Source organism: Thioclava sp. L04-15 (assembly GCF_002020275.1).
GTDB lineage: Bacteria > Pseudomonadota > Alphaproteobacteria > Rhodobacterales > Rhodobacteraceae > Thioclava > Thioclava marina.
In genome coordinates, this window is sequence record NZ_MPZW01000001.1 from 111,630 (window position 1) to 124,311 (window position 12,682).

Sequence of the window (12,682 nt, forward strand, 5' to 3'; positions counted from 1 at the left end):
CGGCGCCCTCGCCTTCATACTTGCACCGCCCTGCGCCTGCCCTTAGTTTGCGCCTCACCTCGGGGTGCCGGCGCAAGGCTGGCTGAGATGCGATCTTCGCGAACCCGTTGAACCTGAACCGGTTAAGACCGGCGGAGGGAAGGTAGCCGGATCCCCCGGCCCCACTCCGCCCGGCAAGCCCAAGGAGTGAGGCATGAAAACCCACCTGATGCTTGCGGGAGCCCTGAGCCTGATCGCCACGATGGCGGCGGCCGAGGACAAGCCCGTGCTCACCGTCTACGCGCCCGACTACTTCACGAGCGAATGGGGCCCCGGCCCCGCGATCGAGAAGGGGTTCGAGGCGATCTGCGACTGCGATCTGAAATTCGTGGCAGGCGATGTGCTGCCGCGCATCCTGCTCGAAGGCGACAAGACCTCGGCCGATATCGCGATTGGTCTCAATACCGACGTGACCGCCAAGGCGCGCGCCACCGGCCTCTTTGCACCGCATAACGAGGATACTTCCGATCTGGCCATGCCGGTCAAATGGGACGATCCGATCTTCCTGCCCTTCGACTGGTCCGAGCTCGCTTTCATCTATGACAAGACGAAGCTGCAAAACCCGCCCAAAAGCTTCGAGGAACTGCTAGACGCTCCGAAAGACGCCTACAAGATCGTCATCGAGGATCCGCGCAGCTCGATCGCGGGCCTGTCGCTGCTGCTCTGGGTGAAGGATATCTACGGCGACCAGGCCGAGGCTGCCTGGGAAAAGATGGCCCCCAAGGTGCTGACCGTGACGCCGGGCTGGTCCGAAGCCTACGGGATGTTCACCGATGGCGAAGCGGACATGGTTATGAGCTACGTCACCTCGCCCGCCTATCACATCATGGCGGAAGAAGATGACAGCAAGGTCGCGGCGATCTTCCCCGAGGGGCATTACTTCTCCCCCGAACTGGTCGCGCAGCTCAAGACCTCGAAGCACCCGGAGCTGGCGCAGAAATTCCTCGATTACGTGCTGAGCCCCGATTTTCAGGGCATGATCGCGACGGCCAACTGGTCCTTCCCGGCGAAGCTGCCGCATGACCAGCTGCCCGAGGTCTTCCAGACCCTGCCGATGCCCGACAAGACGCTCTATCTGGACGAGGACGAGGCTGAGAAACTGCGCGGACCGGCGCTGGAAGAATGGCAGCGCGCCTTCGCGAAATAACGCCTGCGGCCCTGGCGAGCGCGGCTCTGGTCGCGCTCGTTCTGGGCACGCTGGCGGCGGTGGCGATCCGAGCAGGCGGGCTGACCGGGCTGCGCGCAACCGATCTCGCCGCGATCCGCTTCACGCTCTGGCAGGCGGCGCTTTCGGCGCTGATCTCCTGCGTGCTCGCGATCCCGGTCGCGCGCGCGCTTCACCGCCGCCGCTTTCCCGGGCGCGGGGCGCTGATCTCGCTGCTTGGCGCACCCTTCATCCTGCCGGTGATCGTCGCCGTCTTCGGCCTGATCGCGGTTTTCGGGCGGCGCGGGCTGGTCAACGCCATGCTTGCGCCTCTGGGGATCGAGCCGATCACGATCTACGGGGCGCAGGGGGTGATCATCGCCCATGTCTTCTTCAACCTGCCGCTGGCGACGCGGATGATCCTACATGGCTGGCAGGCGATCCCTGCCGAGCGCTTCCGCCTTGCCGCGACGCTTGGCTTCGGCCCGTCCGAGGTCACCCGCCATCTCGAACGCCCGATGTTGCGCTCTGTCCTGCCCGGCGCGTTCCTCGCGATCTTCCTCGTCTGCCTGACCTCTTTCGCGGTGGCACTGACCCTTGGCGGCGGCCCGCGCGCCACCACGGTGGAACTTGCGATCTATCAGGCCTTCCGCTTCGATTTCGACATGGGCCGCGCCGCGAGCCTCGCGCTGGTGCAGGTCGCGATCTCGGTCACGGCGCTGCTGATCGCGGCGCGCGTAACGATGCCCGCGAGCTTCGGCGCGGGCCATGACCGCACAACGCGACCCATCCCGCAACTCGCAGGTGGTGCGGGGCGCACCTCCCTCGACGCGCTCGCGATCGTGCTCGCCGCCGCCTTCCTGCTCGCCCCGATCGGCGCGGTCTTCGCGCGTGGTCTGCCCGCCCTGCCCGAGCTGCCCGCGATGATCTGGCCCGCGACGCTGACCTCACTTGTGATCGCGCTCGCCTCCACCCTCGTCACGCTCATCATCGCCCTGCCGCTGGCGCTGGCCGCCACCCGCCACCGCTGGGCCGAGATCGCGGCGATGCTGCCGATGACGGCCTCGGCGCTGGTGATGGGCACGGGCGCGTTTCTCATTGCGCGGCCCTTCATCAACCCCACGAGCCTCGCCCTGCCGATGGTACTGCTGACGAATGCCGCGCTGTCGATCCCCTTTGCGACCCGCATCCTGATGCCCGAGATCCGCACGCTGCAATCCGACTACGACCGGCTCGCCGCCTCGCTGGGGATGCGCGGGATCGCGCGGCTGCGCCTGCTGACGCTGCCGCGTCTCGCCCGGCCTCTGGGTTTCTCGGCAGGGCTCGCGGCGGCGTTTTCGATGGGTGATCTCGGCGTCATCACGCTTTTCTCCGATGGCCAGACCCGCACGTTGCCGCTGGCGCTGTTCCAGCTGATGGGCTCCTATCGGATGGATCAGGCGGCGGGCGCGGCGACGCTCTTGCTGTCACTTACATTCGCGCTCTTCTGGGCGCTCGACCGCGCAGGACATCATGCTGACTCTCGATAAACTGGCCATCGAACAGGGCGACTTCCGCCTGAGCGCCGATCTTGAGATCGAAACCGGCGCGAGCGTCGCCGTGATCGGCCCGTCGGGCGCGGGCAAATCGACGCTGCTTTCGGTGATCGCCGGATTTCTTGCGCCGAGTGCGGGACGGGTGCTCTGGGACAGTGCAGAGATCACCGGCACTGCGCCGGGAGAACGCCCGCTGTCGATCCTGTTTCAGGATCAGAACCTCTTTCCGCATCTGACGCTTGAAACGAACCTCGCCCTCGGCCTGAACCCGAAAGGCAAAATCGACCGCGCGGCACGCGCGCAGATCGAGGAGGCCCTTGCCCGCGTCGGATTGGAAGGGTTGGGCAAGCGCAAGCCGGGGCAGATCTCGGGGGGACAGCAAAGCCGGGCGGGCCTTGCGCGCGCCCTGCTGCGGGCGCGACCGATGCTGCTGCTCGACGAACCTTTCGCCGCCCTCGGTCCCGCGCTGAAGACGGAGATGCTTGCGCTGGTGGCCGAGATCGCGCGCGAACAGGGAACGACCGTTCTGATGGTCAGTCACGATCCCGAGGACGCGCGCGTGCTCTGCCCGCAAACCGTTCTCGTGGCCGAAGGCAAGGCGCATCCGCCGCAGGACACGACCGCGCTGCTGGCCGATCCGCCGCCAGTGCTGAGAGAATATCTGGGCGAAGGGGCGCGGCCGCGCGATTAGGTCTTGCGGACCCGGATCACCACATCGACGCGGGTGATTTCTGCGCCTTCGGGAGGCTTGGGCACCGAGAGAAGTTTGAGTTCCTCGGCAGGCGCGTCCGACAGGCGGTTGTCATCTTCCCAGAAGAAATGCGGGTGATCGTCCATCCGGGTGTCGAAATAGCTCCGCGATGCATCCACGGCGATCTCATACATCAGCCCCGCCTCGCAAAAGGCCTTGAGGGTGTTGTAGACGGTCGCGAGGGAAACTTTCTCGCCGCGCTCAAGTGCGGAGGCATAAAGGCTCTCGGCAGTGACGTGACGGTTGTTGCCATCGCCCACGAGAAGCGTCGCCAGCGCAAGACGCTGACGGGTCGGGCGCAGCCCGCCCTTGGCGAGCCATTCCTGCCCGCGACGCTGTTCTGTCGAGCTTTTCACAGCCATGTTGGCCCTCCTCGTCATCTTATATGCGACTTTTCGCCTCGGGTTTCAATGGAACCGTTCGGATGCGCCCGCGCCGTTACCCTTGCGCCGCTCAGCCGCGCGGTGATAGAGGGTTTTCAAAAGCACGCCAAAACCGGGAAGGAGCGCCAATGGCAGGGTTTCCGACGAGCTTCGGGAAAGAGGATCTTCTGAAATGCGCACGCGGGGAGCTGTTCGGCCCCGGCAATGCGCAGCTTCCGGCTCCTCCGATGCTGATGATGGATCGCATCACCGAGATCTCGGGCGATGGCGGTCTGCACGGCAAGGGCCATGTGGTCGCCGAGTTCGATATCACCCCCGACCTGTGGTTCTTCGAGTGCCATTTCCCCGGCAACCCGATCATGCCCGGCTGTCTCGGCCTCGATGGCCTGTGGCAGCTCACCGGGTTCAACCTCGGCTGGCGTGGCTGGCAGGGTCGCGGCTATGCGCTCGGCGTGGGCGAAGTGAAGCTCACCGGCATGGTCCGTCCCGATCGTAAAATGCTGACTTACAAGGTCGATTTCACCAAGGCCGTGCAGACCCGCCGGCTGACCATGGGCGTCGCCGACGGGATCGTCGAGGCCGATGGCGAAGTGATCTACCAGGTCAAGGACATGAAGGTCGCTCTCTCCGAGAGCTGACCCCCATTCGAGACAAAGACAGGAGGCCAGCCATGCGCCGCGTCGTCATCACCGGGTTGGGCATCGTCTCGCCCATCGGCAACAATGCCAAAGAAGTCACCGCCAGTCTGAAGGCCGGCAAGTCCGGCATCGTCTTCGCCGAGGACTACGCCGAACGCGGGTTCCGCAGCCAGGTCAAGGGCCAGCCGCAGATCACGCTCGAGGACCATATAGATAAGCGCAACCTGCGCTTCATGGGCCCCGGCGCCGCTTATAACTTCATCGCGATGGAGCAGGCGCTGGCCGATAGCGGCCTGGAAGACGGCGACATCTCGAACCCCCGCACCGGCCTCATCATGGGCTCGGGCGGTCCGTCGACCTCGAACTTCTTCGAAGCGCACCGCATCGTCATGGAGAAGGGCTCGCCCAAGCGCATGGGGCCGTTCATGGTCACGCGCTGCATGAGCTCGACCAACTCGGCCTGCCTCGCGACGCCGTTCAAGATCAAGGGCGTGAACTACTCGATCACCTCGGCCTGCTCGACCTCGGCGCATTGCATCGGCAACGCGGCCGAACTGATCCAGATGGGCAAGCAGGACATCATCTTCGCCGGTGGCGGCGAAGAGCTCGACTGGACGCTGAGCTGCCTCTTCGACGCGATGGGCGCGATGTCGTCCAAGTATAACGACACCCCCGAGACCGCCTCGCGCGCCTTCGACGCGACCCGCGACGGCTTTGTCATCGCGGGCGGCGGCGGCGTTGTCGTGCTTGAAGAGCTCGAGCACGCCAAGGCGCGTGGCGCGAAGATCTACGCCGAAGTCACCGGCTACGGCGCGACCTCGGACGGCTATGACATGGTGGCCCCCTCGGGCGAGGGTGGCGAACGTTCGATGAAGCTCGCCGTCTCGACGCTGCCCGAAGGCCGCAAGATCTCCTATATCAACGCGCATGGCACCTCGACGGTGGCGGGCGACGTGACAGAGATCGAGGCCGTGCGCCGCGTCTTCGGCGAGGGCAACGTTCCGAAGATCTCGTCCACCAAGTCACTGACCGGCCACTCGCTCGGCGCGACCGGCGTGCATGAGGCGATCTATTCGCTGCTGATGATGGAGAACAACTTCATCGCGGCTTCGGCCAACATCACCGAGCTCGACCCGGCGATCAAACCGGAAGAGATCGCCATGCAGCGCATCGACGATATCGAGCTCGACTCGGTCCTGTCGAACAGCTTCGGCTTCGGCGGCACCAATGCGTCGCTCGTGATGAGCAAATATCGCGACTAACGGCAAGAAACGGCGGCAGGGACGGGAATGGCGGAACTGATGAAGGGTAAGCGCGGCCTCGTGATGGGCGTCGCCAACGAACGTTCGATTGCCTGGGGCATCGCGAAGGCGCTGGCCAACGAGGGCGCAGATCTTGCATTCTCCTATCAGGGCGAGGCCTTCGGCAAGCGGGTTGAACCGCTCGCCGAGAGCGTCGGGTCTACCCTGCTGCTCGATGTGGACGTGAATGACGACGCCTCCATGGATGCCGCCTTCGCCAAGCTGAAGGCGGAATGGGGCTCGATCGACTTCGTGATCCATGCGATCGCCTATTCCGACAAGAACGAGCTTGCGGGCCGCTTCATCAACACCACCCGCGACAACTTCAAGAACTCGCTGACGATCTCGTGCTACAGCTTCATCGACGTCGCCAAGCGCGCGTCTGAGCTGATGACCGAAGGCGGCTCGATGATCACGCTGACCTATATGGGCTCGCAGCGCGTGACGCCGTTCTACAACGTGATGGGCGTGGCCAAGGCCGCGCTGGAATCGGCGGTGCGCTACCTCGCGGCCGATCTCGGCCCCGATGGCATTCGCGTGAACGCGATCTCGCCCGGTCCGATGAAAACGCTCGCGGGCGCGGCCATCGGCGGCGCGCGCAAGACCTTCCGCCACACCGAGGCCAACGCGCCCTTGCGCCACAACGCGACGCTCGAGGCGATCGGCGGTACGGCTGTCTATCTGTGCTCTGACTATGGGGCCTGCACGAGCGGCGAAATCATCTCCGTCGACAGCGGCTATCACGTGCTGGGCATGCCTGCGGCCGAAAACCTGTAAGGGGCGAACCTCCAGCAGGGCGCGCGCCCTGCGGCTTCGCCGCGCATCGGGCGCGAGCGCATGCTTGAGGACACCTCTCTCTTTCGTCCGTCGATCCCCCACGCTAGGCTCGCCCAGATCCATCAGGGAGGCGCGCATGGCACTCGATTTCACCATCGGCATCATCGGCTCGGGCATGCTGGGCGCGGCCATCGCAGAGGCGCTGTGGCGAGCGAAGCCGCAGGCGCTGTTCGTGGCGAACCGCTCGGGCAAGGCGCCCGACATCCCCGGCTTTCCCGCTGAGAACGTGCTGACCGACCCGCAGGCGCTAGCGGATCGTTGCGATGTGGTGATCCTCTGCGTGCCGCCCACCGCCGCGCGCGACCTGACGATAGACGCCCCGGACAAGCTGGTGATTTCGGTCATGGCGGGTGTGCCTCTGGCCGAACTCACCCGCATCTCGCGCAGCCCCCGCGTGATCCGCGCCATGTCCAGCCCCGCGGCGGCCCGTGCGCTCGCCTATTCCCCATGGATCGCAAGCGAAGCTGTCACTGACACGGACCGCACCCGCACGCGCGCCCTCTTCGAGACCTGCGGGCAGACCGACGAGATCCACGACGAGGCCCAGATCGACCTCTTCACGGCGCTGATCGGCCCGGTTCCGGGCTTCGTCGCCGCCTGCGCGGCGGCCATGGCGCGCCATGCCGAAGCCGAGGGTGTGCCGCCCGAGGTGGCCGATCGGGCCGTGCGCCAGCTGTTTCGCGCGTCAGGGGCGATGATGGCCGAGGGGCCGCGCCCCGAGGCGCATGTGCAGGAGATGATCGATTATGCGGGCACCACCGCCGCAGGCCTCATCGCCTTGCAAGATGCCGGGTTCGACGGGCTGATTGCGAGGGGGCTAAAGGCGGCCACGAAAGCATCGCGCGAGATCTACTGACCCTTGCGGCGCGGCGCCCCTTCGCTAGGTTGGAGCCCGCGACGATTACGGGGAGGATCACCACCATGTCCATTCAGCTTTGCGTCTTCGATGCCTATGGCACGCTCTTCGATGTCGATGCCGCCGCACGCGAACTGGCGCTGGAAGAGCCGCGCCTGAGCGAGATCTGGCCGCGTCTCGCCGCTGACTGGCGGCGCAAGCAGCTCGAATACAGCTGGCTGCGCGAGGTGATGGGCGATTACGTCGATTTCTGGCAGCTCACCCGCGACGGGCTCGACTGGGCGATGGAGGCGCAGAGCCTCGACGATCCCGATCTGGCCGATCGTCTGATGGCGCTCTATCGAGAACTGCCCGCCTATCCCGAAGTGCCTGAAATGCTCGACGCTCTGCATCATCGCGGCATCGGGCGCGCGATCTTGTCGAATGGCGCGCCGGAGATGCTCGACGCGGCAGTGCATGCGGCGGGTGTGGGGCACCTGCTCGACGAGGTGATCTCGATTCACGCGCTCGGCCACTACAAGCCGCGCGGCACGGTCTATGAGCTGATTGCGCAGAAGATGGGTGTCGCACCCGAACAGACCTGTTTCGTGTCCTCGAACGGCTGGGACGCGGCCGGTGCGGCCAAGGCCGGGTTCCGGGTGCTTTGGGTCAACCGCGCGGGCTTGCCGGTGGATCGGCTGCCCTACAAACCCGCGTCCGTGCTCAAGGATCTGCGCGCCGTTCCCGATTGGGTGTGAGGCCCCTGCCCGCCCCGACGATGGCCCGGGCACATCCCGGGCCATGTCTTCATTCCTTCATCTGCCGCAATGCCTCGCGCAGCCGCATGGTTTGCGACTGGAACGCCTCGGCATCGGCATAATCCACGAAATCGCGATAACGCAGATGCGGGCCCTTCACCCGTCGAGAATGCTTGATCGGGCACCAGTATTGCTCGGTCCGCCCGGCGATCTCACGCACGTAACTCAGCAGCCCGTTGCAATAGCCGCAATAGATGCAGTTGAGCTTTTGCAGCCCGTTCAGATAGGCCAGATGCTGGCGGTCGATCGCGATGTGGCTGGACCGCTTCACCTTCGCGATCTTGTAGATCGGAAAACAGATCGCCTGATAGACCGTCACGAAGAGATCAAGCAGCGCGAAGGGCACGATCAGCGAATAGATCACCGGCGCGCTCAGAACCACCGTCGGCCGGGTGTATTTCAGGAATTGCCACAGCCGCACCCGCGCCCTGCGATGGGCCTCGCGCACGTTTTGCTCGAACACCACCTTGTTGCGGTCGAGGTGAAACTGCATCGCCTCGCGCCGGCGATCCCATTCCTGCTCGATCTCATCCTCAAGCGCGTTGAGCCTGGCTTGCAATTTGTCGAGCGTTTCAGACATGGCGATCTCCTTCGCGAGCACTATGATCGCACGAAGAGCAGCAATCCAGAGGAGACGCGCAATGAATTTCTTCACGGCAGATGACGGGGCGAAGCTGGCCTATCTCGACGAGGGAGAGGGTGTGCCGGTGCTCGCGCTGTCCGGCCTGACCCGCAATGTGCAGGATTTCGACTATGTCGCCCCGTATCTGGACGGTGTGCGTTTCATCCGCATGGATTATCGCGGGCGCGGGCAAAGTGCATGGACGGGCGAGGCGAGCTATACCGTACCGCGTGAAGGGGCCGATGCGCTGCAATTGCTCGACCATCTGGGGCTTGAGAAAGTAGCGATCCTCGGCACATCGCGCGGTGGTCTCATCGGGATGTATCTCGCCGCGACCGCGAAGGACAGGTTGACGGGGCTGTGCCTGAACGATGTCGGCCCGGTGCTGGAGATGGACGGTCTCAACAAGATCTTCGACTATATCGGGCGCAACCCCGCGGCGAAGAACTATGCGGATATGGTGGCGAAGCTGCCTGCCGCGATGAAGGGGTTCGAGGGTGTGCCGGAAAGCCGCTGGATGGAGGAAGTCCGCCACCATTACCTCGAGACCGAAACAGGGCTGAAGATCAATTACGACCCGGAGCTGCGCGAGGCGTTCCTCGCCGCCTTCAAGGGCGGCGTGAGCGAGGCCTGGCCGCTCTTCGAAGCAGCCGAAGGCCTACCGCTCGCGCTGATCCACGGAGCGAATTCCGATCTGCTGAGCGACGCCGCCGCGCAGGAGATGCAGCGCCGCCGCCCCGATATGATCTATGCAAAGGTGCCCGGCCGCGCGCATATCCCCTTCCTCGACGAACCCGAGGCGCTTGCTGCGCTCAAAGCCTGGATCGCGAAGCTCGGCTGAAGGATGCGCGAGGAGCGGACGATTTTTCTGGCAAGCGTCATCACCCTTCTCACCGGGGCTTTCTGGGGGCTCTACTGGCTGCCCGTCCGGGCGCTCGATGCGCGAGGGCTGGCAGGCGCGTGGGGGACGGTGGGGGTCACGCTCGCGGCGCTTGTACTTCTCGGCCCCTTTGCCTGGCGGAGTAGGCACGAGATCGCGGTGACCTCGCCGGTGGCGCTGGCTTCGATCGCGCTGGGGGGCGGGGCCTTCGCGCTCTACTCCATCGGCTTCGTCTATGGGCGCGTGGCGCCGGTGATCCTGCTGTGGTTTCTCACCCCGGTCTGGTCGACGCTGATCGGCCGCTTCGTCATGGGCTGGCCGACGCCGCGCCTGAGGCTCTATGCGATCGCGCTCGGGCTGGCCGGGCTGGCGCTGATACTGGGCGCGGGGGGCGGGTTGCCGCTGCCGCGAGACTTAGGCGAATGGATGACACTGGCGGGCGGAGTACTCTGGTCGATCTCGACCACCGGCATCCGGGCGACTTCGCGACTTTCCCCCGCCCCTTCGGCCTTTGTCTTTTCGTTGGGGGCAGCACTGGCGAGCCTGATCCTCGCGCCGATCCTCGCGCCTCTGCCATCCGTGGTCGAGGCCTTACCCGCCACGCTCGCCCTCACGCTCGGGACCGGGGCGATCTGGTGGGGGCTGTCGCTCGCGGCACTGATGTGGGCGACGGTTCGGCTGGAGCCCGCGCGCGTCGGCATCCTTCTGATGACCGAGGTCGTGGTCGGGGCGATCTCTGCCGCGCTGCTCGCTCATGAGATGCTCTCGCCGATGGAACTGGCGGGCGGGCTTCTGGTGCTGGGCGCTGGCGTGCTGGAGCTGTGGCCGGTAAAGGTCACGAACCCCGAAAGCCGTCCCTGAGCCTCGTCAGGCTGTCGGGGTCAACGTCGTTGCTTCGGAAATAACGCGCTCTGCCAAACCGACAATCGCCTCGGGCGCAAGACTGTCAGCCTCGATCAGCCGTTCCGTGTCGACATGGCGCGCGCGGTGCTTTTCATAGCGCGGGTCGTAATGGTCGCGCATCAGCTCTCCGGCGAGCGCCGCATATTCCCCGGCGACGGCCTGCGCCTGCCACGCGGCGATCCGCTCGGCCGGCTGGAAAGGGCGCAGCTGGTCGATCACCGACAGGAGCCGCTCGGGATCGGCGGTGATATCGGCATAGGCGCGCGCGAGATAGGCGGCGCGTTCGGCCAGAGGCGCCTTGACCCGAATGCGTGGCGCATCCTTGATCGCGGCCCAGATTCCCTTGGGCAATTGCAGATCGCCGATCTTCGAGCTTTCCGCCTCCAGCAGCACCGGGCGCGACGGGTCAAGCGCCGCGATCTCCATCGCCAGCCGGGTCTCGAAATCCTTCTGGCTCGACTGTCCGCCCACCATCGCGCCGAACAGCGAGCCGCGATGATTGGCGAGCCCTTCGAGGTCGATCACCTGTGCGCCCTGCGCCTTCGCCGCTTTCAGGATGTCGGTCTTCGCGCTGCCGGTATTGCCGTCGAGAACGACCACCGGGCAGGGCATCGGCGCATTGCCCGCCTCGACGACAAGCGCACGGAACGCCTTGTAGCCGCCTTCGACCAGCTCCACCCGCCAGCCGATCTGCTTGAGGATCGTCGCGAAACTCCCCGAGCGTTGCCCGCCGCGCCAGCAATAGACGAGCGGACGCCAGCCGCCCTCCTTGTCCGCCAAGGGCCCGCGCAGGTGCTTCGCCGCGTTCGAGGCCACGATCGCCGCCCCGATCTTGCGCGCATCGAACGGCGAGACCTGCTTGTAGATCGTGCCGACCTCGGCGCGCTCGGCATCGTCCATCACCGGCAGGTTGATCGCCCCGGGAATGTGATCCTCGGCGAATTCCGAAGGCGAGCGCACGTCGATGATCGTGTCGAAATCGAGCGCAGCGACCCCGGCCAGAGAGGTGAGTTGCATCAGTAGACGGTGACCTGCGTGCCTACGGGAACCGAGTTGAAAAGCTCGATCACATGGTCATTGACCATACGGATGCAGCCGTTCGAGACCGCATGGCCGATCGAGCTGGGCGCGGTCGTGCCGTGGATGCGGATCGCGGTGTCGCGGCCGTTCTGGTAGAGATACATCGCCCGCGCGCCCAACGGGTTCTTCGGACCACCCGGCATCCCGTCGGCATATTTCGCATAAGAGCCCGGATCGCGCTCGATCATCTCGGGCGTGGGCTTCCAGCTGGGCCATTCGACCTTGCGGCCGACGGTCGCGGTGCCGCGGAACGTCAGCTCGGCCTTGCCGACGGCCACGCCATAGCGCATCGCCTCGCCCGGTGCGACGATGTGGTAAAGGAAGAACTTGTCCGACAGCACGATGATCGAGCCCACCGGCAGATCAGGTTTCACACGCACCTTGGTCGGGTAATATTGCGAGCCGATCGGCCAGCGTTTCGCGGACTCGGCTTCGGGTTCGACCTCGAGGGCGAAAGCGGGCAGCCCCGCGAAAGGCAATGCGGCCAGCGACAGCACAAAGGCACGACGATCCATCGGCAGCTCCTCGTAAAAATGACTAAGGGCGAAGCTAGCAAAGCCGCTCCGCCCTCTCAAGCTTATGCGTCACCCCCCGCACGAATGCGGGGCCAAGCGTTGCGCCTCTGCCTTACTTGTCGCCGAAGGCGCAGCCGGCCTTGATGCCGAACAGACCGAAGATCTTGGCAGCCGGGCAGAAGCCGGTGAAGGCCGATTGCAGCAGGTTCACACCGATGAAGGCGGTGAACCACAGCCAGTAGATGGAGACATAGACGGCCAGCGCGAGGCTGATCAGGATCATCACGCCGGCGAAGGCGAAGATGGCGCGGTCGAGATTCATGGGATCACTCCGGGAAAAAAGAAGTTTGTCGTTGCGCGCGCCATACCATTTCCTCACAACAAATTCAATCCTGCGCATA

15 protein-coding genes and 1 riboswitch are annotated in these 12,682 nt (G+C 65.2%); of the genes, 10 read left to right on the forward strand and 5 right to left on the reverse strand.

The features are described 5' to 3' along the window. Positions 1-50 precede the first annotated feature (50 nt). A riboswitch (TPP riboswitch) is annotated at positions 51-157 on the forward strand. A 36-nt stretch (positions 158-193) separates the two neighbouring features. From thiB to BMI90_RS00585, 3 genes are read left to right on the forward strand one after another with little or no spacing between them, the layout of a single operon-like run. Next, a complete protein-coding gene (gene thiB, locus BMI90_RS00575) occupies positions 194-1,186 on the forward strand; it encodes a thiamine ABC transporter substrate binding subunit (protein WP_078524901.1) in 993 nt (330 codons plus the stop codon). Further along, positions 1,162-2,712 carry a thiamine/thiamine pyrophosphate ABC transporter permease ThiP gene (locus BMI90_RS00580; protein WP_078524903.1) on the forward strand — a complete coding sequence of 517 codons (1,551 nt, stop codon included), beginning with the start codon at positions 1,162-1,164 and terminating at the stop codon, positions 2,710-2,712. Before thiB ends, BMI90_RS00580 begins: the two co-directional genes overlap by 25 nt. Then, entirely contained in the window at positions 2,696-3,409 is a 714-nt protein-coding gene (locus BMI90_RS00585) for an ATP-binding cassette domain-containing protein (RefSeq protein ID WP_078524906.1), read from the forward strand. Before BMI90_RS00580 ends, BMI90_RS00585 begins: the two co-directional genes overlap by 17 nt. Here BMI90_RS00585 and irrA read toward each other — a convergent pair. Further along, complete coding sequence (irrA, locus tag BMI90_RS00590) at positions 3,406-3,831, reverse strand: iron response transcriptional regulator IrrA (protein WP_210401907.1); 426 nt, start codon at positions 3,829-3,831, stop codon at positions 3,406-3,408. The genes BMI90_RS00585 and irrA overlap by 4 nt on opposite strands. A gap of 149 nt (positions 3,832-3,980) precedes the next feature. Between irrA and fabA the strand changes: the two genes are divergently transcribed. From fabA to BMI90_RS00615, 5 genes are all read left to right on the forward strand, one after another. Continuing rightward, a complete protein-coding gene (fabA, locus tag BMI90_RS00595; protein ID WP_078524910.1) occupies positions 3,981-4,490 on the forward strand; it encodes a bifunctional 3-hydroxydecanoyl-ACP dehydratase/trans-2-decenoyl-ACP isomerase in 510 nt (169 codons plus the stop codon). Positions 4,491-4,522: 32 nt separating this feature from the next. Beyond that, on the forward strand, positions 4,523-5,752 hold the full coding sequence (fabB, locus tag BMI90_RS00600) for a beta-ketoacyl-ACP synthase I (RefSeq protein WP_078524912.1): 1,230 nt from the start codon (positions 4,523-4,525) through the stop codon (positions 5,750-5,752). 27 nt (positions 5,753-5,779) lie between these two features. Further along, positions 5,780-6,568, forward strand: coding sequence for an SDR family oxidoreductase (locus BMI90_RS00605; RefSeq protein ID WP_078524914.1), 789 nt, complete (start codon positions 5,780-5,782; stop codon positions 6,566-6,568). Positions 6,569-6,704: 136 nt separating this feature from the next. Then, a complete protein-coding gene (locus BMI90_RS00610; protein ID WP_078524916.1) occupies positions 6,705-7,484 on the forward strand; it encodes a pyrroline-5-carboxylate reductase dimerization domain-containing protein in 780 nt (259 codons plus the stop codon). A gap of 65 nt (positions 7,485-7,549) precedes the next feature. Beyond that, complete coding sequence (locus tag BMI90_RS00615) at positions 7,550-8,221, forward strand: haloacid dehalogenase type II (RefSeq protein WP_078524918.1); 672 nt, start codon at positions 7,550-7,552, stop codon at positions 8,219-8,221. A gap of 49 nt (positions 8,222-8,270) precedes the next feature. Here the strand turns inward: BMI90_RS00615 and BMI90_RS00620 are convergent, their stop codons facing one another. Next, a complete protein-coding gene (locus tag BMI90_RS00620) occupies positions 8,271-8,861 on the reverse strand; it encodes a hypothetical protein (protein ID WP_078524920.1) in 591 nt (196 codons plus the stop codon). Positions 8,862-8,922: 61 nt separating this feature from the next. On the opposite strand from BMI90_RS00620, the gene BMI90_RS00625 reads away from it, so the two are divergent. Both BMI90_RS00625 and BMI90_RS00630 read left to right on the forward strand, forming a co-directional pair. Beyond that, positions 8,923-9,744, forward strand: coding sequence for an alpha/beta hydrolase (locus BMI90_RS00625; protein WP_078524922.1), 822 nt, complete (start codon positions 8,923-8,925; stop codon positions 9,742-9,744). Positions 9,745-9,747: 3 nt separating this feature from the next. Continuing rightward, positions 9,748-10,644 (forward strand): DMT family transporter, encoded by an 897-nt coding sequence (locus BMI90_RS00630; protein ID WP_078524924.1) that lies wholly within the window; start codon positions 9,748-9,750, stop codon positions 10,642-10,644. A 6-nt stretch (positions 10,645-10,650) separates the two neighbouring features. Here the strand turns inward: BMI90_RS00630 and mnmH are convergent, their stop codons facing one another. From mnmH to BMI90_RS00645, 3 genes are all read right to left on the reverse strand, one after another. After that, on the reverse strand, positions 10,651-11,703 hold the full coding sequence (mnmH, locus tag BMI90_RS00635; RefSeq protein WP_078524926.1) for a tRNA 2-selenouridine(34) synthase MnmH: 1,053 nt from the start codon (positions 11,701-11,703) through the stop codon (positions 10,651-10,653). Next, positions 11,703-12,281: a L,D-transpeptidase gene (locus BMI90_RS00640; RefSeq protein WP_078524928.1), complete on the reverse strand. Its 579-nt coding sequence runs from the start codon at positions 12,279-12,281 to the stop codon at positions 11,703-11,705. Before BMI90_RS00640 ends, mnmH begins: the two co-directional genes overlap by 1 nt. Positions 12,282-12,393: 112 nt before the next feature. After that, the gene (locus BMI90_RS00645; protein WP_078524930.1) at positions 12,394-12,603 is read right to left on the reverse strand and encodes a DUF2892 domain-containing protein; all 210 of its coding nucleotides are present in this window, start codon (positions 12,601-12,603) and stop codon (positions 12,394-12,396) included. Positions 12,604-12,682 lie beyond the last annotated feature (79 nt).

Excerpts from the sequence above, each read along its gene's own strand:
- thiB (WP_078524901.1), top strand. The coding sequence starts at position 194 with ATGAAAACCCACCTGATGCTTGCGGGAGCCCTGAGCCTGATCGCCACG.
- BMI90_RS00580 (WP_078524903.1), top strand. The coding sequence starts at position 1,162 with ATGGCAGCGCGCCTTCGCGAAATAACGCCTGCGGCCCTGGCGAGCGCG.
- BMI90_RS00585 (WP_078524906.1), top strand. The coding sequence starts at position 2,696 with ATGCTGACTCTCGATAAACTGGCCATCGAACAGGGCGACTTCCGCCTG.
- irrA (WP_210401907.1), bottom strand. The coding sequence starts at position 3,831 with ATGGCTGTGAAAAGCTCGACAGAACAGCGTCGCGGGCAGGAATGGCTC.
- fabA (WP_078524910.1), top strand. The coding sequence starts at position 3,981 with ATGGCAGGGTTTCCGACGAGCTTCGGGAAAGAGGATCTTCTGAAATGC.
- fabB (WP_078524912.1), top strand. The coding sequence starts at position 4,523 with ATGCGCCGCGTCGTCATCACCGGGTTGGGCATCGTCTCGCCCATCGGC.
- BMI90_RS00605 (WP_078524914.1), top strand. The coding sequence starts at position 5,780 with ATGGCGGAACTGATGAAGGGTAAGCGCGGCCTCGTGATGGGCGTCGCC.
- BMI90_RS00610 (WP_078524916.1), top strand. The coding sequence starts at position 6,705 with ATGGCACTCGATTTCACCATCGGCATCATCGGCTCGGGCATGCTGGGC.
- BMI90_RS00615 (WP_078524918.1), top strand. The coding sequence starts at position 7,550 with ATGTCCATTCAGCTTTGCGTCTTCGATGCCTATGGCACGCTCTTCGAT.
- BMI90_RS00620 (WP_078524920.1), bottom strand. The coding sequence starts at position 8,861 with ATGTCTGAAACGCTCGACAAATTGCAAGCCAGGCTCAACGCGCTTGAG.
- BMI90_RS00625 (WP_078524922.1), top strand. The coding sequence starts at position 8,923 with ATGAATTTCTTCACGGCAGATGACGGGGCGAAGCTGGCCTATCTCGAC.
- BMI90_RS00630 (WP_078524924.1), top strand. The coding sequence starts at position 9,748 with ATGCGCGAGGAGCGGACGATTTTTCTGGCAAGCGTCATCACCCTTCTC.
- mnmH (WP_078524926.1), bottom strand. The coding sequence starts at position 11,703 with ATGCAACTCACCTCTCTGGCCGGGGTCGCTGCGCTCGATTTCGACACG.
- BMI90_RS00640 (WP_078524928.1), bottom strand. The coding sequence starts at position 12,281 with ATGGATCGTCGTGCCTTTGTGCTGTCGCTGGCCGCATTGCCTTTCGCG.
- BMI90_RS00645 (WP_078524930.1), bottom strand. The coding sequence starts at position 12,603 with ATGAATCTCGACCGCGCCATCTTCGCCTTCGCCGGCGTGATGATCCTG.